General features: G+C 56.1%; 22 protein-coding genes. All 22 read right to left on the bottom strand.

Annotation, left to right across the window (positions count from 1 at the left end; translation table 11 throughout):
• Nucleotides 1-65 precede the first annotated feature (65 nt).
• On the bottom strand, nt 66-1,346 hold the full coding sequence (locus tag H7B90_RS00775; RefSeq protein WP_185133950.1) for a site-specific DNA-methyltransferase: 1,281 nt from the start codon (nt 1,344-1,346) through the stop codon (nt 66-68).
• A gap of 44 nt (nt 1,347-1,390) precedes the next feature.
• Nucleotides 1,391-1,735, bottom strand: a complete 345-nt coding sequence (locus tag H7B90_RS00780) for a hypothetical protein (RefSeq protein ID WP_185133951.1) — start codon at nt 1,733-1,735, stop codon at nt 1,391-1,393.
• 1,194 nt (nt 1,736-2,929) lie between these two features.
• The gene (locus H7B90_RS00785; protein WP_185133952.1) at nt 2,930-3,298 is read right to left on the bottom strand and encodes a hypothetical protein; all 369 of its coding nucleotides are present in this window, start codon (nt 3,296-3,298) and stop codon (nt 2,930-2,932) included.
• A 207-nt stretch (nt 3,299-3,505) separates the two neighbouring features.
• Nucleotides 3,506-3,862 carry a hypothetical protein gene (locus H7B90_RS00790; RefSeq protein ID WP_185133953.1) on the bottom strand — a complete coding sequence of 119 codons (357 nt, stop codon included), beginning with the start codon at nt 3,860-3,862 and terminating at the stop codon, nt 3,506-3,508.
• 324 nt (nt 3,863-4,186) lie between these two features.
• Complete coding sequence (locus tag H7B90_RS00795; protein ID WP_185133954.1) at nt 4,187-4,996, bottom strand: DNA adenine methylase; 810 nt, start codon at nt 4,994-4,996, stop codon at nt 4,187-4,189.
• Between the two features lie 13 nt (nt 4,997-5,009).
• The gene (locus H7B90_RS00800; RefSeq protein ID WP_185133955.1) at nt 5,010-7,058 is read right to left on the bottom strand and encodes a DNA cytosine methyltransferase; all 2,049 of its coding nucleotides are present in this window, start codon (nt 7,056-7,058) and stop codon (nt 5,010-5,012) included.
• 537 nt (nt 7,059-7,595) lie between these two features.
• On the bottom strand, nt 7,596-7,985 hold the full coding sequence (locus H7B90_RS00805) for a hypothetical protein (protein WP_185133956.1): 390 nt from the start codon (nt 7,983-7,985) through the stop codon (nt 7,596-7,598).
• Between the two features lie 157 nt (nt 7,986-8,142).
• A complete protein-coding gene (locus H7B90_RS00810) occupies nt 8,143-9,900 on the bottom strand; it encodes a DEAD/DEAH box helicase (RefSeq protein ID WP_221481864.1) in 1,758 nt (585 codons plus the stop codon).
• 11 nt (nt 9,901-9,911) lie between these two features.
• A complete protein-coding gene (locus H7B90_RS00815; RefSeq protein WP_185133957.1) occupies nt 9,912-10,283 on the bottom strand; it encodes a hypothetical protein in 372 nt (123 codons plus the stop codon).
• A gap of 8 nt (nt 10,284-10,291) precedes the next feature.
• Nucleotides 10,292-10,702 carry a RusA family crossover junction endodeoxyribonuclease gene (locus tag H7B90_RS00820; RefSeq protein WP_260410630.1) on the bottom strand — a complete coding sequence of 137 codons (411 nt, stop codon included), beginning with the start codon at nt 10,700-10,702 and terminating at the stop codon, nt 10,292-10,294.
• The gene (gene dnaB / locus H7B90_RS00825; RefSeq protein ID WP_185134005.1) at nt 10,699-12,123 is read right to left on the bottom strand and encodes a replicative DNA helicase; all 1,425 of its coding nucleotides are present in this window, start codon (nt 12,121-12,123) and stop codon (nt 10,699-10,701) included. Before dnaB ends, H7B90_RS00820 begins: the two co-directional genes overlap by 4 nt.
• Before the next feature lie 2 nt (nt 12,124-12,125).
• A complete protein-coding gene (locus tag H7B90_RS00830; RefSeq protein ID WP_185133958.1) occupies nt 12,126-12,467 on the bottom strand; it encodes a hypothetical protein in 342 nt (113 codons plus the stop codon).
• Nucleotides 12,454-13,200 (bottom strand): hypothetical protein, encoded by a 747-nt coding sequence (locus H7B90_RS00835; RefSeq protein WP_185133959.1) that lies wholly within the window; start codon nt 13,198-13,200, stop codon nt 12,454-12,456. The genes H7B90_RS00830 and H7B90_RS00835 overlap by 14 nt, the downstream gene beginning before the upstream one ends.
• Before the next feature lie 13 nt (nt 13,201-13,213).
• Nucleotides 13,214-13,426, bottom strand: coding sequence for a DUF6906 family protein (locus tag H7B90_RS33570; RefSeq protein ID WP_376701708.1), 213 nt, complete (start codon nt 13,424-13,426; stop codon nt 13,214-13,216).
• On the bottom strand, nt 13,360-13,569 hold the full coding sequence (locus H7B90_RS00840; RefSeq protein ID WP_185133960.1) for a hypothetical protein: 210 nt from the start codon (nt 13,567-13,569) through the stop codon (nt 13,360-13,362). The genes H7B90_RS33570 and H7B90_RS00840 overlap by 67 nt, the downstream gene beginning before the upstream one ends.
• The gene (locus tag H7B90_RS00845) at nt 13,556-13,723 is read right to left on the bottom strand and encodes a hypothetical protein (protein WP_185133961.1); all 168 of its coding nucleotides are present in this window, start codon (nt 13,721-13,723) and stop codon (nt 13,556-13,558) included. Before H7B90_RS00845 ends, H7B90_RS00840 begins: the two co-directional genes overlap by 14 nt.
• Nucleotides 13,724-13,894: 171 nt before the next feature.
• Nucleotides 13,895-14,509 carry a hypothetical protein gene (locus tag H7B90_RS00850; protein ID WP_185133962.1) on the bottom strand — a complete coding sequence of 205 codons (615 nt, stop codon included), beginning with the start codon at nt 14,507-14,509 and terminating at the stop codon, nt 13,895-13,897.
• A gap of 14 nt (nt 14,510-14,523) precedes the next feature.
• A complete protein-coding gene (locus H7B90_RS00855; protein WP_185133963.1) occupies nt 14,524-15,231 on the bottom strand; it encodes an MBL fold metallo-hydrolase in 708 nt (235 codons plus the stop codon).
• Entirely contained in the window at nt 15,228-16,382 is a 1,155-nt protein-coding gene (locus tag H7B90_RS00860; protein WP_185133964.1) for a hypothetical protein, read from the bottom strand. Before H7B90_RS00860 ends, H7B90_RS00855 begins: the two co-directional genes overlap by 4 nt.
• A 1-nt stretch (nt 16,383) precedes the next feature.
• On the bottom strand, nt 16,384-18,372 hold the full coding sequence (locus H7B90_RS00865) for a hypothetical protein (protein ID WP_185133965.1): 1,989 nt from the start codon (nt 18,370-18,372) through the stop codon (nt 16,384-16,386).
• Nucleotides 18,305-18,595: a hypothetical protein gene (locus H7B90_RS00870; RefSeq protein WP_185133966.1), complete on the bottom strand. Its 291-nt coding sequence runs from the start codon at nt 18,593-18,595 to the stop codon at nt 18,305-18,307. The genes H7B90_RS00865 and H7B90_RS00870 overlap by 68 nt, the downstream gene beginning before the upstream one ends.
• Nucleotides 18,561-18,845, bottom strand: a complete 285-nt coding sequence (locus tag H7B90_RS00875; protein ID WP_185133967.1) for a hypothetical protein — start codon at nt 18,843-18,845, stop codon at nt 18,561-18,563. The genes H7B90_RS00870 and H7B90_RS00875 overlap by 35 nt, the downstream gene beginning before the upstream one ends.
• Nucleotides 18,846-18,904 lie beyond the last annotated feature (59 nt).

Below are 18,904 nucleotides of genomic sequence, written 5' to 3' on the forward strand. Positions count from 1 at the left end.
TGGCGGTTCCGCTATCTCAGCCGGGGAGACTCGGTTGGTAAAGGGGGCGTTCTTGCGCCCTCTTTTCATTTTTCAGATACAAGAATTGGATCGATACCCGTCGCCTCTTTGAACCTCTTCTTAATGACATCGCAGAATATTGGGTCCAGCTCCATAGTTCGGCATGCCCGCCCCATCTGCTCACATGTCATAAGTGTCGAGCCGCTACCGCCAAAGAAATCGACCACGAGATCCTCTCTCTTGCTGCTGTTTCGAATTGGAATCTCAAGCAAGTCGAGAGGCTTTTGTGTCGGGTGGACGTATTTCGTCACATCACCTCTAGATACTTCCCATACAGTCTCGGGCTCGTTCTGCTCTACAGGCAAGCCCGCCCGCCAAGCTGTCGTCTGGGAGCGATCACCATACCAGGTAGGCACCTTTCCCTTCAAATGTGCATAGAAGACCGGCTCATGCTTCCATCGATATTGGGACCAGCCGAACGATGCCGCGTTCTTCACCCATACACATTGAGTTCGAACAATAATAGACGCTGCGTTCATCGCGTTTTCAAACTCACGCTGATAAGAAGAGGGGTGGAAGACATAAATCGCTGCAGCGGGGTCCATGATTTCCGAATATCGCTGGAAAACTTGGTCAAGAAATGCGATGAAGTCTTCGGATGACATATCATCATTCATGATCCTGTCGCGGCCGTCTGCAGCCAAACGTTCCGAGTCACTCGTAACGGCGACGTTATACGGTGGATCCGTGACAATTAGGTTGGCTTTCTTCCCCATCATCAAACGAGCGACTTCATCTTTGTCGGTCGCACTTCCGCACATTAACAAGTGTCGCCCCAGTTGCCATATCTCTCCCCGTTTTGTTTCAGGGTGATTAATGCTGTCCAGTGCGCTTTGAACGTCGAAGCCGTCATCTATCACTGGCTCGTGAACATCGACATCGTTAGCGAGATTCGAAAGAAGCTCGTCCACTTCTGAACTATCAAACCCCGTTAAAGAGATGTCAATCTCCTCACGCAGTTCAGTCAGCAAAGTGGCGAGCTTCTCTTCATCCCAAGCGCCCGAAATCTTGTTAAGAGCGATATTCAACGCCTTCTCCATGGGTGAATCCAGATCAACGACCGATACATCAACTTCCACCGCCCCGCGATCCACCAGGATCTTAAAACGCTGATGTCCGCCAACAAGATTGCCGGTTCGTCTATTCCAAACAATTGGTTCGACATAGCCGAACGTCTCGATACTGCAACGAAGCTTCTCGTATTCCGGATCGCCCGGTCGCAGATCGACGCGCGGATTATATTCTGCTGGATTTATCTGGCCAATCGAGATTCGTTGAATGTCCATGGTTGCCTCCTTCGGAGAAAATAAAAAAAGCACCCGAAGGTGCTTCAATCTAACGGTACTTCTTCCTTAACTTTTTGTAAGATTAACCCAGTAACCACAGACTTTAAATCCTCTGGAAATTTACGAACCGGTTCACCGTAGCCAGTTGTTTCGCCTAAAAAGTATTCGATCTCTTCCAGCGAAATTGTAAAACTAATGTTAACCTGGGGACTACTTGTTCGCAAATTAATTTCCCAAAGCCAAGGATCTCGAGCCGAACTTTCAACTACGCCTTTGATGTTGTACGCGCTTAAGCTAGCAATGCATTCGTGAATCTCTTTACCGACCTTAATTCTCTTCTCAAAATAAGCATCGAGATGGTCCTTTAACTCATCGCGCCAATCAGCCAATACTATCGCCTCCCAAATCTATCATACAGCATCTTCCATAATTCGCCAATGTATGCTATTGATAGACTTGGAGGTGCAGTCTCATGTTTAAAACCGGGTTCGTTCTAGATTCATCTGAAAAGTTACGGGCGGCCATGTTTAACCGTTCCCCCGTTGTAGCGACATACCGCGATGGCGACCACGAACGAAACGTCGGCGTTATAGTTAGCGTCAATGATCGGTTCGTTCGGATCGGAAACGACTGGTACCCCCGTGATAAATACGTATTCTATATCCGGTGAACCGTCGCTTCTGTTATTTCAACCAAACGATTGTGTAGATCAAGATAGCCCACAGGATCACACTGATCGGCAGAGCAATCAGACAGCCTCTAAAGAAACTCATCTCGTCCGCCTCCGTTCTCTACGTTCTCTGCGATTCTTCGGCGCCGCCAACGCGAGCGGCTGCACCTTACGTGCGAGCCAATTCCCGAGCTTTCTGAACATGTCCAACGACATCCTTTGCACATTTCTGCAGGCTGCAGTATTGTCGAGTCTCGCGCCAGCATCCCCATACGCATCCCTTGCACTTATCCGGCTGCAGCACCAGATCCGGAGGCTGTTTGTACGCCAGAGACATCGATATCACCTCTTAAGAAATAAAAAGACGACTACCGCGCCGGTCCCGCCATAGGACATGCGATAGTCGTCCATTTCGCCATGCGTAGCAAACTAACGGGGCCTCCACCCCACGCATGACGTTCACCCATCCCCTCCGATCGTCAGCGATTGCGCACACAATATACTGACCATGCATCATCGGAGTGTCGTCGCCCCGGCCCCCACCCTGGCCACCTACGGAGCGTATACCCATGCGCGAATGCGCGCACACCTTCTTTAGAGGGTTTGCACCCTCTTCGCTGCGCCGGAGAGTTCCGAATCAGCGAAGAAGGAACAAATATCCTTCTCCTCCGGTCTTGAACCGGCCCCCATCTTCATACGCTTGGCGACATGTCGCCCAACTTCGACGACCGCGTCTAAGGCCCAGCTGAATAGGTTCCAGCTCACCCACCGCATGACCGGGTGCCGCATACGATAAGGGGTACAGCGGCGATCACCCGAGCGTCTCCGCTCTATGTGATTCCACTGTACCCCTATAAATAACGCATTTGACGCGCATCTTGCAGGCGTTCCGCCCGCACTTTACACGCGTTTTTTATCCCTCAAAAAACTTGAGACTATTCGCGACCGACTCAATACCGCGGTTAATGCGACGATCGACCGTCGATGGATCGAGAAAACGATAGTGTGTCACGACATCCTTACGCCGAACTCCCTCAATATATCGCATCTGGACAGCTTTCTTGATGTCTGGATCCATGATCAGTCGGACCGATCGCTCTATGGCTTGATTCGCTATTACGTACGCATTGTACGCCTTTCTCTGTTTCGGAGCAAGGTTTTCTATTTTTTCAAGCTCTGAAATCAGATCTTTGTGCCGTCTGTACCTGGACAGCAGCGACTTCGCCTGTTTTATTTCTTCCGGCGTCGCCATATCATAAAATTCCAGTTGCAAGATACCCACACCCCTCACGCCCCTTATGGTATAATTGACGTGAGAACATTCATTCGCCCCCGGTCCCCGTTCCCCAACGATGCCGGGGGCGTTCTTTATGCTTTGGTCCAGAAAATCTTACATTCTTGCCCAGTCATCTCTTTATATGTTCCGCTGGCAACCGAAAGCGACATATTCAATATCTGCCTGAGCAGCTCGGTGTCGATTCGTTCAGCCTCAACATGAAGAACGTATGTTGCTTTCATCTGGCTCTTCACCTCTCAATCCAGCATAGACGACGTCCTCATACAGCGCGAGACGTTCCAACACCTTATCCAAGATCAGGAACTTCTCGTGAATGTGTCGCGCGGTCATCTCGCTTTTCTGAACCATCCGGCCAGCAACACCCCGCACCAGCACATCCCCGTCTCGGAAGTACACGATGTTCTCTTTCTGGTCGCGAGCGGTCAATCGCTCCAGACTGGCGAGCTCACGAATCCGATCGTTATCGGCCCGCGCCGCCCGCAGCTGAACTTCCAGCCAAGCAACCTGGTCGGTGTAGGATTGAAGGAGCTTTCTCTCCGCTTCGTTCATTGATTGGTTGCCTCCCTGAACATTTTTACTTTCTCATGTCCCTGCCTCCGCTGCTGGTAATCGTCCGGAAGCTTCACTTTTCGATGCAAGCTCATATGATACGGGCACAGGTCGCGGTCGATGGACACGTTAATAGCGCACTCTTTACACATGGGCAGATCGCACGTCTCATATTGGTTTGACCTGTTGATCTCTACGAAGCTCTTGTAGTCGCGAAATAAAACCAAGCTGTTGTCATAGCTGATTACATAGTCGCACCATCGCTCTACGGGACGTCTTCGGCATACAGCGCAAATTCCGTGTTCGCCAAACATGGTCTCCTCCTCAGAATAGCGTTAACTGCCTGCCAGCATGCTCGGCCGCGACCGGGTTGATCCAGAGGACTTCGGTTCGGCCTTGCCCCGTCTCGATGATCTGTCTACGCTCTTCTCGCCGCCAATGCTGCAGCCGTTCGTTATAGAGAGGATTGTCATAGCCGCTCAAAAAGGCCGGACCCGGATGATTGTCCAAGGCTTCGAGCAGCAGTGCATGATCCTCGTCCGTCATCTCATTCGTGTAGATCGCACCATTCCTCGTCTCTGCCATATAAGGCGGGTCAGCGTATATCAAGACATCCTCCCGGGCATACCTCGCAATCACCTGCAGCGCCGGGCGCTGTTCAATCTGTACATCCTTCAATCGCTCAGCGACTTCGACTATCTTTTCCGGGAGCTCGTTCCATTGCTTCACCCGGTAGGCGTCGTCTGCAGTCGCTCGGCATTTCCACCCCGATATAGATCCGGTCTTCACGCGGATGCTCTGCCAGCAACGAACAAGGAACTTCCGGGCACGTTCGAGTTCGTCTTCGCCCCCCCCTGGCCGGCTGCTGGTGTAGAATTCTTCACGCGCCCATGGTGTCCACCGGATTCCCCGCGCCAGCTCTTCCGGACGGTTCCGAATCACCCGGAACAGATTGACGACATCGCCGTCCAGGTCGTTGATCGTCTCTAGCTCTGACGGTGCCTTGTTGAAGAAAACGGCGCCGCTGCCGAAGAATGGCTCCAGATACGTCTTGTGCCGCGGCATATGGCTGATGATCCATTCGGCCATGCTCCACTTGCTACCAGGGTAGTGCAGGATTCTCGGCGCGCTCATGCTGTGTTCCCCCTCATATCGAAAGCTGTAACTGCCCGGCCGTCTCCCGGTACCGCTCGAACGTCAATGCGCGGCCCGATCCCGTGCAGAGCTCCGGAAGGTTCGCCCGGACCAACGCTTCCGCGAACGGCGGCGGGACGGAGTTCCCGCAGCGGGCGACCTGCGCCGATTTGGGATAGCGATTGCCGTCGGCGTCCCGGTCGATGATGTATCTCCGCGGGAAGCCCTGCGCGGCAAACAGCTCGTGCGGCTCCAACATCCGCATGCCTATGTCGACGATCTGGTACTCGGTCCCCTCGATCGTGACGAGGCCGAAGCGATCTTTCGTCGTAACCGTGTGCAAAGGCTCGTCCAGCTGCTGGCCGTTGTCCGCGCTGCCGTAGTATTTCAGCAAGAAGGCGCGGACCTCCCCGACATGCATCCCGCCGGCGGTTATTGTCGGCATCGGCTCCGTCACCGGCTGACCATCCGCGCACGTCCCGCGAAACTTGACCAGGTGGCTCGTCACGAGTGACGACTTCCCGCCGCCGCCCGCCGTCACCGTACCGATTGGAGCGTCAGCCGGGCTGCCAATTGACTCGCCGAAATGTCGGGCGACATGCGCAGTGACGAGTGCATTATGGTCCGTCGTCGTAATCGTGGACAGCGGCTCGTCCGTGCCGTTTCCGGGGCCGGTGTAATTTCCACCGAAATGCTTAGCCAAGAAGGCCGTCACCATACCCATCGCATGAGCGGCCCCGGCCGGCCGCGCCGATCCGGCACCACTCGTCACTGTGTGAAGGGGCTCGTCTATTTCGTGACCGGTCGCCCCGCCGCGGAACTTGGTAATGTGCGGTACTGCAAGCACAGCCTCCGCAACCGCGAATTTATTCCCGCCGGCCGTCACCGTTCCGACCGGCTTCTCCAGGTCGAGAACGCGCGGTTCCTGCCCCGGACGCTCGCCATACCCCATCTGGATGAGCGTCGGACTGATCACCATGTGATGCCTGCCTGTCGTAACTGTCCGAAGGGGCTCGTCCGGCGAGCTGCCGGGATGCCCTGTCGTATTGACGCCGAGGACCGGGGTAACTAGCAGGTGCTCCGCCTTGGTTGTGATGGTTGTAAGCGGCTCGTCCGCTTCATATTGAAGGCGGTCGCCGCCGAATCCCGTCTGCCCGATCCGTGCAATGTACGGCGTAACGACGCCCCATCCGTTCACTGCCGTAACGGTCTGGAACGGTTCGTCGATCGATTGGCCTCGGAACTGGTCGTACTTGTGATTGACCTTGATGACGTACGGTGCAATGTACGGCCGCGGGTTTTCGATCACGAACCGCTGAATGCCGCGGGCGATCCGGCGCATCGTGTTCTCCGCGAGTGGCCGGGTCCGTTCAAAGATACTCGGACACGGGATCGACCAGTCGATGATTTCCGACGCCGTCCGCCAAGGCTTCAGCCGGCCGGACTTGACCGCCTCGCTTTCCGGGTCGCCGTGCGTCGGCTCCGGCCATACAATCGGGCGGCCGTCGCGGCGGGCGATCAGGAAGAACCGTTTGCGGATAGTCGGTGCGCCGTAGTCACAAGCGCGCAGCTCGCGCCAGTCTACGTCGTAACCCTGCCGGCGCAAGGCATTCACGAAGCTGTTGAACGTCCGTCCCTTCTGCTTCGGGTCCGGCCAGTGCTTGCCGTCTGGTCCGATGACCAGCGGCCCCCACGTCTTGAACTCCTCAACATTCTCCAACATGATCACCCGTGGCCGGACAGTAGCCGCCCAACGGAGCGCCACCCAAGCGAGTCCGCGGATTTTTTTCTCAACAGGCTTGCCGCCCTTGGCTTTCGAAAAGTGCTTGCAGTCCGGGGAAAGCCAGCAAAGCCCAACTGGGCGTCCAGCCGCTACCTTGCGCGGGTCAACATTCCACACCGATTCGCAATAGTGCTCCGTCTCCGGATGGTTGGCCTCATGCATGGCGATTGCCGACGGGTCATGGTTGATCGCGATGTCTACGCTCCTTCCGGTCGCCATTTCGATCCCAGTGCTCGCGCCGCCACCGCCCGCGAAGTTGTCAACGATGATCTCTCTCATCCGCACATCCCCTCTCTATCAAATAAATTAGGTCCAATTTACCATTCCTACCTATTCATCCAACTCTTAACGTAGTAAAATGTTGGATATTAAATCTGCTGGGTGATACTTTTGAAAATACTAAAATTTCTTAAGGAACTATGGGGTTATATTTGGGCATATGCACTTGTACTAGGAATACTATTTGGCATCCTTTGGTCCATTTGGGCTCCGGATTACTTTTACCTCCCTTCCATGACTGAAGAACAATATGAAAGCCTTTATATCGGGATGAGTGAAGACGAGGTTATTGATTTAGTTGGGCATTACGGCGATCGATTATATAGCGCAAACACGATCTGGGGCTATGAAGAAGATTTTTATTATATTGAAAATCTTACTTGGTCTACTTTCTGGTCCAGACCCAAATACACATTAGTCTTCATCGACGGAAAATTGTATAGGAAGGAACGTGACTTTGTGGAATTTGACGACGATTGACCGCTTTTATCACGGGCATTTTTGTCTTGGTTCAATGCCGGGAGAAGCATGTTTCGGCTAATGGGTAGACTCAATCGTGTCGCCCTCTTGTCCGATTTGTCGTATCATTTCACATTCCTGCGCAGTCTTGGAAATCCCCCACTTACGAAGATTCGCGTTCAAGGCGCTCCGGGAAAGATTGACCCTCTCACAGATCTGGTCCCGGCTAAGTCCTTCCCGCCGGAATTCGAGGTAGGCATCGAGACTGAGCTTCGACTTCCGTTTTCCACCGATCGTTCCTTCCTTCTTTCGCTTTTGCGCCATCGAAGCACGGACGACGAAGATCTCGTCATTGTCAACAATCGATTCCGGGATTTTGATCTCGTCCGGCTCGCCGAGATCCATACGGGGCGCGTAAGCTGCAACCTTCTCCGGAGGCAGGCGCCATACCTTGAGTGGTGTTGTCATCTCGGCTAAACCTCCTTACGCCGAACATTCTTCCGACCATAGCGCTTCCGATTCCGCCTTTTAAGCTCCGCCACTGCGTCAGCCTTATACTGCAACGGAGCCCCCTCGTCGACAAAGGCGATGTTCACCAGTTGCTCGCGGGTTGCATCGCGCCACTTCATGCACTCACCCTCGAGCGGTATTGCTCCATGATCTTGTCCAGATGCTTGCCAACCTCAATCTGCGACAGCTCCCGGTCCTCCTCTGTCTCTTCCGCGCCGCCCATGATGCCCACAAACTGCGACGTTTTCAGACCGAGAGCCTCCATCATTTGCTCGTCACTTCCTTGACTGCAGACGAGATAGTAGATAATGACCTGCGCTTTTTGCCCGATCCGATGGAGCCGGTCCTCGCATTGACTGTGGACGCCGGGGGACCAGTCCAGCTCCCCGTTGACGACGACGCTTGCGCGGTGCTGAAGCCCGTCGATACCGGCCGCCGCCCGGAGCGAGATGACGATTAATTTCGTCTTGCCTTTGATGAATGCGTCCTTGGCTACTTCCTTCTGTGCGGACGACTCTTGCCCCGTCACAAAGACGGGATCGTATTTCTTAAGCTGTTCCCGCCAAACCTCGTAGACGTCGTGGTGATAGCCATAGAGGACAACCGCCTCACCCGCTTCGAGCAGCATTTTCACGAATTCGGCCACGTATGGAGCTTTCGCGACGCCGGTCGCCCGCCGGACCTCCTGCCCAATCTCCCTTTTCAGCCGGCCACGCTCGAAGTGGTCGGCGCTCGTGTCGTGTTGCCCGATCAATTTGAGGACTGTCTTCATGTTTTCCGAGAACACTGAATGATCGGAGTCGATATCCTGCACGATCCGCCGCTTCGCCGGCAGCTCATGGAGCACGTCGTCCTTTGTTCGCCGCAACATGAGCCCTTCTCGCTTCAGGTACTCGTAAAGCAACGCCGGCTTCTGAACGATCTTTCCGCCGCCGCACCACTCGCGCGCGAACGACTCCTTGTCGCCGAGGCATTGGTAGTCGATGATGTTCATGACGTTGCGGATCTCGTCGCCGTAGTTGTAGATCGGCGTTCCGGACAGGCCGATCACGTTCTCTGTGCTCTGCCCAAGCTGCGACGCCGCGGCGTACTTGTCGGTTCCGTCGTGCCGGAGTTCCTGTATCTCATCGAAGACGACGAACTCGAATCCAAATGAGGGGAGATACTGCTTCCAGCCCCGCAGCAGGCTGTAATGGATGATGTAGAACGAGGCTTCCGGCAATTCATAAGGCTTGAGGCCCTTAATGATGTGAACCATCTTGCTCGTGTCCGGCGGGTATTCGATTTGTCCTTCGGTCGGCGGCGGCGGCACGATGAACTTCCGAATCTGCGACGCCCATTGAACGCGTACGCTTGTCGGGACTACGATGAGGCCCGGGAACCGATTGATCGTTGCAATCCATCCGAGTGCCTGTACCGTCTTCCCAAGGCCCATGTCGTCGGCCAAGAGGGTCGGTGCGTTATTGTTCAGATATGCGACGCCCTCCTGCTGAAACCCACTGAGTCTTCCGTTGAACACGAGCGACGACGGCTCCAGTTTGCTCGGCGCCCGCCTGATTTGATTCCGCTTAATGACGTGTTTGACGGCGGACTGGTAGTCGGCCTCCCACTTGTCGGCGTTCATGACCTCGAGCGGATACCGCATCATCAACCAATTAAGGTCGCCGTTCGTCCGCTTGTTGCTCTTGAATCGAGCAATGCCGGCCCCGCGCCCCTCTGCCCCTGGGAAGAGACGTTTTGCCATCTGACAGACGGCCGGGTCTCCGCGGACGACCCAAGAGTCGGTCTCCTCCTCGTATTCCAGAGTGCCGTAATAGTAATCCGACGGCGTCGGCCGGATGAGATAATCCGGAATCTGTTCCGCTGCTCCCAAACTGGCTCCTCCTATCTACTGGCGATGCCCCATAGTTTATTAAGTCCAATCGACATACAAGGCTTTCCGTTGACCTCGCTCGGGACGTCCTGGTACCGCTGAATTACGAGAATGATAGCTTCGACTTCTGGAAAGGCCGCGTACCGGTTCAGTTGACGAAGGACGGATAACTCGTTCGGCTTGCCCTTCTTCACTTCGATTCCGACGCGCTCGTGCGTGAGAAAGTCGATTCGGTTGCGAGGCGCCAATCGGACCTCGTAGTCGAATCCGATCTCATGAGCGAGCAGCGCCTTGCGTATCGCGGCGTGGATCTCGACCTCGTAATTGACGGGCTGGATCCGGATGGACCTTATTGCCTTCTCCGTCCTCTGAATCGCGTCCATTTCGCACCTCAGTCCATGCAGACGACTTTCTGCTTGTCGATTATTTCGTAATGGAAATCGTACCGATCGGCAGGATAGAGCTCGATCTCGACTCGCGGGTTATTATTGTCCACGTCGAACCGATGGGCCACGTCCCCTATGTGCTTCCATCCGTCGTTACCGATGATGCCAGCTTCTTTCAGACCGTCAAATATATATTTTTGACCGGCCATGATGTTGTCTTTGTCGTGCCGCTTATTGGCGCGAAACCAATGGATAATGACGTTGACCTTGTCTTGCTTCGGCCGGCGGAACGCCGACCAGGCGACGAGCTCCGTGTAGAGCGTCTTGCTTTCCCGGTACTTTGCCCAATGGGATTTCGCTAGATCGATGATTTCATTAAGCGTCGGCAGCTCGCCGGGGACGGTAATTTTAATCAAGATGCTCGACCTCCGTACATGTCGGGGATGTTCCGGCCGCGGTTCTGCGGCGTCGGGGGCGGCGAGCTCGGCTCGCTTTCATGGCTACGGTCCAGGCTGACGAACTTGTTAAATTGCTTCAGGAACACGAGCTCAACCGTGCCGACTGGACCGTTCCGTTGCTTGGCGATGATGATCTCGATGATGTTCTTCTTCTCGGACTCGGAGTTGTAGTAGTCGTCCCGGTACAGGAATGCGACGATGTCTGCGTCTTGCTCGATTGCCCCGGATTCCCGAAGGTCCGACATCATCGGGCGCTTGTCCTGCCGTTGCTCCACTCCCCGGGAGAGCTGCGAGAGCGCGATGACGGGGACTTCCAGCTCCCGAGCGATCTGCTTGAGCGTCCGGGAAATTTCGGATACCTCTTCTTGACGGTTGGCACCGCGACGGCCGCGCCCTTGGATGAGCTGCAAGTAGTCAATGAGGATCATGCCAAGCCCGCGTTCTTTCTTGAGCCGTCGGCATTTGGCGCGGATCTCGCTGACGGTGATTGCCGGAGTGTCGTCAATCAAGATGTTCGTCTCAGAAAGCTTCCCGACGGCTCCGCTCATGCGCTCCCAATCATCACCCTCGAAGTAACCGGTTCGCATGCGGCTCGCGTCTACATTACCCTCAGCGCAGACCATTCGTTGCACGAGCTGGCCGGCCGACATTTCAAGGCTGAAAATCGCCACCGTCTCGCCGGTGCGAACGGCGACGTTCTGAGCAACGTTGAGTGCGAACGCCGTCTTGCCAACGCTCGGCCGAGCCGCGACGATGATAAGGTCGCCTCGCTGGAATCCGGCCGTCATCCGATCCAGATCAAGGTATCCGGACGATATCCCAGTGACTCCGCCGAAAGTGCTTCTGTTGTTGTACCTCTGTTCAGCTTGGTCCAACACTTCGACCAGCACTTCCCGGATATCCCGGAACTCCTTCGCTGGCGTCGCCTGATCCGAGAGCCGCGCCACAGCTGCTTCTGCCATGCTGACGAACCCATTTACATCCTGCTGTTTGGCTGCTTGGCGAAGCATCTCGAACGCTGTCTCGATCGCCTCACGGCGGAGGAACATGTCGACGACCCGGTCGGCGTAGAACCCGACGTTTGATGTCGATGGAACCGCGCCGGCAAGCTGCGCGAGGTAAGCGACACCGCCGATGTCCTCGAGCTCCTTGCTGTCCTGTAGCTTCGCCGTCACCGCAACCAGATCTGGCGGAGTCTCTCCGTCGTGAGCCTTGAGCATGGCCCGGTAGATGCGCCCGTGTTGCTTATCGAAGAACTCGCCGCCCTGCAGCGTCTCCCGGACGACTTCAATCGTCGCCGGCTCCGAAAGAATAGCTCCGAGAACCGCCTGTTCGGCTCCGTGGTCCCGCGGCGTCTCGATGCCCAAAAAATCCTCCATGTTCAAGCCCGGTCACCTCGCAATCTCGCTTTCATTTCTTCCCAGTAGCCCGTCGGTGGCGGAGCATCGCACTGGCTCCAGCGCTCCAGATTCTCAACATGCTCGGCTGTCTTTGACTGCATCCGTTCTCGATCGATCTGCTCTCCAAGACGGCCTCGGATATGTGCGATCCCGGGCGTAACCGTCTCCGTGAGAATGTGACGGTCTATATTATCTCGGGCGACGCTGGCCGGGAAGTCCTTGAGGTACTTGAAGTCCTCTTTGACTCTCTCGACGGAAGCGTCGAAAAAGGGATAATACTTCTTGATGTGCTGATAAAGCTCGGCTATTTCAACGAGTTCCACGGGATCGTTCCTCCTCGATGAATTGCTGCAGTTCGTCACGTTCTCTTTCCCGCGTGTTCCGAGGCTTGAATGGGACCGTCACGCGTTCTGCTTTGGCTTCCTCGCGCGACCGAACTCCCCGGGCCACCCATCCGTCGTGGATGGACTGGACGTGCCGAAGGCTCGGGCTCTTGCCAGACTCACCGGATTCGAGAATCAGCTCGATAGCATAACGCTCGCCGTACTCTTCTAAAATTGGGAAAAGGAAGTTTGAAAAGAGACCGGGCATCGTCCCGCCGCCGAAGACAAGCGAATAGGCTTCTGTCAAGGATTGAGGTTCGCGCGCTGTGGTAGTAGGAGGAGCAGTAAAATCTTTAAGATCTTTATATGCTGAACCTTTTACCCCTCCGATTACCCCTCGCATTACCCCTCGGTTTACCCCTCGTTTTGCCTCATAATTTGAGGTAATCTCGGGGGTAAAGGGGATAATCCGGTACTGCCCCTTTTGCTTCTTGCCTTGGCTCTTGTATTCGATGCGCCCCTTCTGGACGAGAATGTTCCGATGCTTCGTGAGAGAGTTTTCCGAGATTCCTACCTTCGCCTGTAACAGGGGATTGGCTACCGCAAACCACTCTGGCCATCCGCTCTTATTTGCAATCACCATCAGGTGAAACCACAAAGTTTGTGCTGATGCTTCCAATGGATTTGTTTCGAGCCAATCGCTGAAGGCATTAGTTTCTTCCATGAAGTCCAACTCTCTCACCCTCTCACGCGGGAATTACCTTAGTCTCACTGTTGTACCGATGCTTCAAGTGCAATTCCTTGCTCAGGTTCTTGATGACGAGCCACTCGCTCGCCTTGAGACCTGCCTTGTCGATTGCAGCCTTCTGGCGCATCGTAGGGTTCCTACCTTTCAAGCCTCTCGCCCCCTTTCGTCCTGCAGGTAGATGTCCGGGTACTTCGCGTTTACGACACGCCACCCCGGGTAACAGAGGGCGAAGTAATCCTTCACCCTCGCTCTGAAAGCTTTCGGGTCCGTCTCCTTGAGCCGCCATACGTGGTCGGCGATGCCGGAACGGAGCAACGGCTGCCCGAATTCGTCCGGGAACTCAACGTCTGGCATCGCGGAATGCTTCCCTCGTCGTCTCCGATAAACGGAAGGATCCGCCGATCATGGCGCTCGCGGCTTCGTCTGGATCGATGCCGGCATCGACGAGCGTCTGAACCGCCTCCATGTCGGAAACGTCCTTCATCTGCAGTGAGAGAAGACGATCCATCGCAGTCACCCTTCCGTCTGGAACTTGTCCAGCAATTTACCGGAGAAGCAACCGCCCTTTTCAGGGCCGCCTCTCTTCACTTTCCATCCATTACTGCAGCTCTGGTCGCCGTTTCCGCCTCGGTTGCATTCGGAGCAGGCTACGAAGAGAAGACCGCGGGAATCGGGCTTGCTATGCTTGGGCTTCATCGAATTCAACCTCCGATTCCGGTTTTAAACGAGACGTATACTTCGGTTCGTACTCCACTTCAACGAGGAATTCCGCGTCGCACACCCAGCACTCCACTTCATGTTCGGAAGATTCGTGCATGTCTTCTGACGAGTTCTCTGAACCGCAAACAGGGCAGATAACCTTGTCCAGTCGCCAACAATCGTCTTCGGAGTGACCACGTGCCCGTGCTTCTGCTAATGCTTCGGCTTTACGAGTTGCCCGCTCTGCTTCGTGACACGGTTTGCATTGCCACCCGCTGCCCATACCCCACGGGGCCTCTTTCAATTCGCTTCTATGAATGCCGCACGTCTCACAACGATCATGCTCGTAGCAAACGATATAAGAGTATTTTCCAAGGATACCGAGGCATTTATTGCACCCACAGACCCAATACCACCCATCATCGAACCGCTCTGCGTACAGCCCGCGCTCCGGAGGATCGAGTCTTACTTCCGGTAAGCCATTCTTGAAAAACTGATCGTTCCAAATGTTCGTATGGCCCCCGCGGGTCCGTTGCGTCCACTCTTTCGGGATTTCCGGGATGAATATCTTTACTTCCTTCAACGATTGGCTCATTGGCTTCCGACCTTTCATCTACCGGCCACGTAGACCGGCTTGCCTGTGATAGATTGAATTTCGCGCTTGAACAGCGCTTCGTCGCTGTTGCTGTCGCTCAGGTGGAGCAGGTGAATCTCCTGCAGCCGGGTTATGTCGTTCGCCCGGAGAAAGTCCTTAACGTTCTCCAAGCTGAAATGTGATCGGAGAAGCCGGGACCGCATTGCGGGATACACACGGCCGGCGGCGATGTTCTCATCCAGTATCCGAAGCGAGTAGTTGCATTCGACCATCAGGTGCGTCAGCCCGCTAAACGTGTACCGGCAGTAGTAGGTGTCCGTGAGGAACGCCAGCTTGTCGCTGTCCTGGTTCGCCAGAAGGAAGCCGAGCGGTTCGTCCACGTCGTGCTCCACATCGAACGGCATCACGGTCCACGTGCCGACCTCAAATGTCTCCTTGGATCGAATGACCCGCGCACGGTGGCCGCCGATCTTCATAGCGTCGAAAGTCCCCTGCGAGGCGTAGACGGTCACTCCAGCCTTCATCAGGTCTATCGCGGCCCGGCTGTGGTCGCCGTGGTTATGGCTGATCAGGCAGCCCGCAAGGCGGGAGACGCGAAACTCCAGCGCCTTGCGGATGTCCGTGAAGCGGAGGCCGGCTTCAAGAAGGAGCTCCGTCCGACCGTCGCTGATGTGGTAGCAGTTGCCGGCGGAACTGCTGCCGAACGATCGGATCTCGATCACCAGTCGTTCGCTCCAACTCCCGCGCCGGCCCCCGTAGCGGATTCGGCATGGAAACTAGCCATCTCGTGTTCGAACAGGTCCCCCTGTTCTGAAGCGATGTCCGAGGCGGCTCCGTACTGCTCGTCGGCCGGGTTCCGAGGTTGTTCGGCTGCCTTGGCGGCCGGCTCCGACGCCTCAGGCTTGACCTCCGCTCTGATGTCGATCGGCTCGCTGTTGGCGTTCTCCGCGATCTCCCGCTGTACCGAAGCGTACGTCTCGTCCGCGACGCTGTTGTGCAAGAGCTCGACGAATGCGCTACCGAAGTCCTTTGGGATCTTCTTCACGATGTTGTTCCGCATCTTCCGGATCAGCATCTGCTCGCGGCTGTGGTACTCCGACCACGCCGGGCTGATGTACTGCTGCAGTTCGGGGTCGTCCAAGGCGCCAAGTCCGAGTCCTTTAGCCTTGTTCAGAATCTCCGCCTTCTTCGCGGCGATCTGCTTCTTCTGGTCGGCTGTCGCCTTGAAACGGTCAGCGCAGACGCCGAACGTCTCGTTCATCATGTTGTTGCTCATGTGGGCGATAAGATTCCGCGCAACGTCGTCGCGTTCGGCAATGAAGAACTGGATGCTGTCGTCCTTGAAGATGATCGGATAGACGATACGGACGACGTCCCCTTGACCCGTCGGGCGCCATACTGGCGGCGTCATTTCAAGGCCGTTGAATCCGGGATATTCGAAATGGTCCTTTTCTCGAACGAGCCAGTAGGGGCGGACTTGCGCAACGTTCCTTCCGAAACGAGCGAGAATGGCGTCGTTTCCGTCACCCTCAATCCCCATCTCGATCTGTTTCCTCCAATTGTCCGGATCGGACGGCTTCGCCTTCACGTTTACGTTACGGAGTTGGAAGTAGACTTCACGGGGGCTCGCCGCAGCGTTCAGCTTCAGGGCGGCGACGTTCATTAAGACTTGGGTGATATTGTTTTTGTCGAGCTTTTCGTCGTTCCACGAAACAGCCTTAGAGTCCAGAACCGTGTTGATTGCGGAAATAGCGTTGACGACGCATTGCCGCGCGTAATGGTCCAGCTGGACCCCGTTCCCGCTGAGCTGCCGCTCGATCATCGGGGCATACGTTTCCGTTACCTTCACAAGTGCTGTCGAAAAGTTGCTCACCTTACACCGCCTCCTTCATATCCGGGCCGGCCGTCTCGACGCGGAGCTGCTTGTCCGCAGAGCTTACGACCAGGCAAATCTTCTGGCCGACCGTCTCGATCAACTCAACGACCGATTCGGCGTTATCAATGAAGATCGGGACCGATACGTCGAAGTGGTCGGAAAGGGTATTAATGATGTCGAGTCCGACGTTGATCCGCGCCGCATTGTTAAGCCCGGAGCCGTACGGTACACCCTTGTAGGTCGCCTCGCACATCTCCTCGAGGCCGCCGTTCACTTGTTCCTTGAAGAGTTTGAAGCGCGCAAGCCGGAACTTGCTGTTGATGCGAGACTCGAGTATGGCAACCTTCGCCCGGGTGAACTCCTCCGTGAGGTAAAGCTCGTGCTCGAGCCGTTCGAACTCCGCGGCGAGCTCCTTCTCTTGCTGCTCGTAGTCGGCGATACGCCGGCGGGTCGCTTCGCCAAGATCAAACTTCGCGAGGTCTTGCCTGTAGCCGGACACCGCCACGGCCAGCTCGTCCAACTCGCGCCGGACGGCGGCGACGGCATCGTAGGCCGATTCCTGCAGGACGGCAATCTCCCGGCGGACGGCGGCGATCTCCTCACACTTCTCGATGACGGACGGATGTGCATCGACATCCGTAACGCTCGATTGAATAACGGCCAGTTCCTTCGCCGCGGTATCGGCGGCAGCCCGCTTGCTATCCAAGAGGGTACGAAGCGATTCCATCCGTTCGGCGGCCTCTTCGTTCTCCTTCACCAGCCGATCAGCCTCGGCATTGGCGGCCCGGCCGCGAGTCGCGATCGACTCCAGGGCCTCGGACTTCGCGTGGTTGAAGTCGGCCAGCGCTTTCTCGTGCGCGGCGGCCCTTTGCTCGGCCGGAAGGGCTTGTCCGCAGGCGGGGCAGTTCTCGTCGTGCGTATGACCAGCGAACTGCTCGGCGTTCCGTGCATCGTACTGCTCCCGCAGTCGATTACGCTCGGCCCGACGTTCGGCGATCGCCACTTCGCGGCTCTTGATCCGGCGATCAAGCGTCTCGATCTCAAAGCGGATGTCGTCGGCCTCTTGCCGCAGGCGCGCTTCCTCACGGCGCTTGGCCGCGATCCGGTCGAGAGTGTCTCCCTGAAGCTCGTTCTTCAGCCGCTGCAGCTCGCCTTCAATCTCCTGCAGGCGCCGCTCCTTCGCCGCCACTTCCCCGCCGGACTTAATCCGGGAAATTTCCGCCTGTTTCTCCTCCTGCTGGATGGTCAGATCGGTGATACGAGACTCGATCCACGCCTTGTTGAGTCCGTCCGTCTCCGGGATGCTGCGGGATGCTTCGTCGATCCGGACCGGCAGCTTCTCGAGCTGCTCGTTGATCTCCCTGCGGCGGGCGGCGATGACGGCCTTATGCTTATCAATCGTCCTCCCCTGGAGGATGGCCGGCAGCCCAGCGAGCGCCTTGTTCTCGGCAATGACATCGTCGTCCGCGATGTCTCCGCAGATGTCGAGCAGGATCTTTCGGCGCTGATTCTTGTCCATTTTTTCCGAGAAATACGTCGGGTCCGTGAGCAGCCGAAAAATTTCTTCATCTAATAGGGCCGCAACTTCGCCGTCGTATTCCTTCTTGGCGACCGGAACGCAGTCGACGAAGTGGTCCGTTGTGTGGCCGTCAAACTCTTGCGCCGTGGACCCGCGCTTGCGGGTGTACTTCTCGCGGTAGACCTTCCGGAACGTCCGGCGCTGACCATTGACGAGAAGCGATACCTCCGCTTCGTGATTGAGGTTGTGGATCGGGTTTCCGCTGGCGTCCAGTGTTTTAATGCCGAAGTCCTTTTTGTTCTGCGAGTCCTTGTCGAAGAGGACCCAGAAGAACCCGTCGGCGAGCGTCGTCTTGCCGGCCTCGTTCGTTCCGTAGACGCGAACCTCACGTCCGTTAGCGTCAAGCGTGAAGCTTCTGATCCCCTTGAAGTTGCTCAGACCTTCGCGCAACAGTTGAATGCGTTTCAATAGATTTCCTCCGTTCGATTGTTTTGGAAAGCCCCTCCTCGACCATCATCCGAAAGCGGATCATCTCCCGTTCCGGGATGTCCTGGGGGAAATGGCAGAGGTGGCCGTTGTACAAGGTCTCACGAATAGCGGCTTCCTTGTCTGCTCCTTTGAAGCAGATCCGAGCGACGACCATCGCGGCGGCGGCCTTATCCGACCCGGCGCTGATCCAGCGGAAGCTCATGGCTTTCTGCCTCAATTGTGGCTTCACATTCGGCCGCAAGGATACGGTCGCTATCAGGCTGCTCGTAGTAGCCGACGAATTGTAGGTGTCGGTGAAGGGCGTCTGCCAGCTCCGCAAGGGCATCGTCCGATGCCGTCATGGAGACCGTCCCGGCTTGAGATTCGATCATCAGGACCGGCGGGCAGAAGGTCAATGCGGGCTTAATGCGGAAGCTGGCGCCCTTCTCAGAGATATCCAAGGAGACTTCCATTGTCGTAATAGCTCCCTTCGTGGTAGAATTAAGACACATTGTTTTTCCAAGGGCCCCTC

This window comes from Cohnella xylanilytica, from assembly GCF_014212175.1.
In the GTDB taxonomy this organism is placed as follows: Bacteria; Bacillota; Bacilli; order Paenibacillales; family Paenibacillaceae; genus Cohnella; species Cohnella xylanilytica.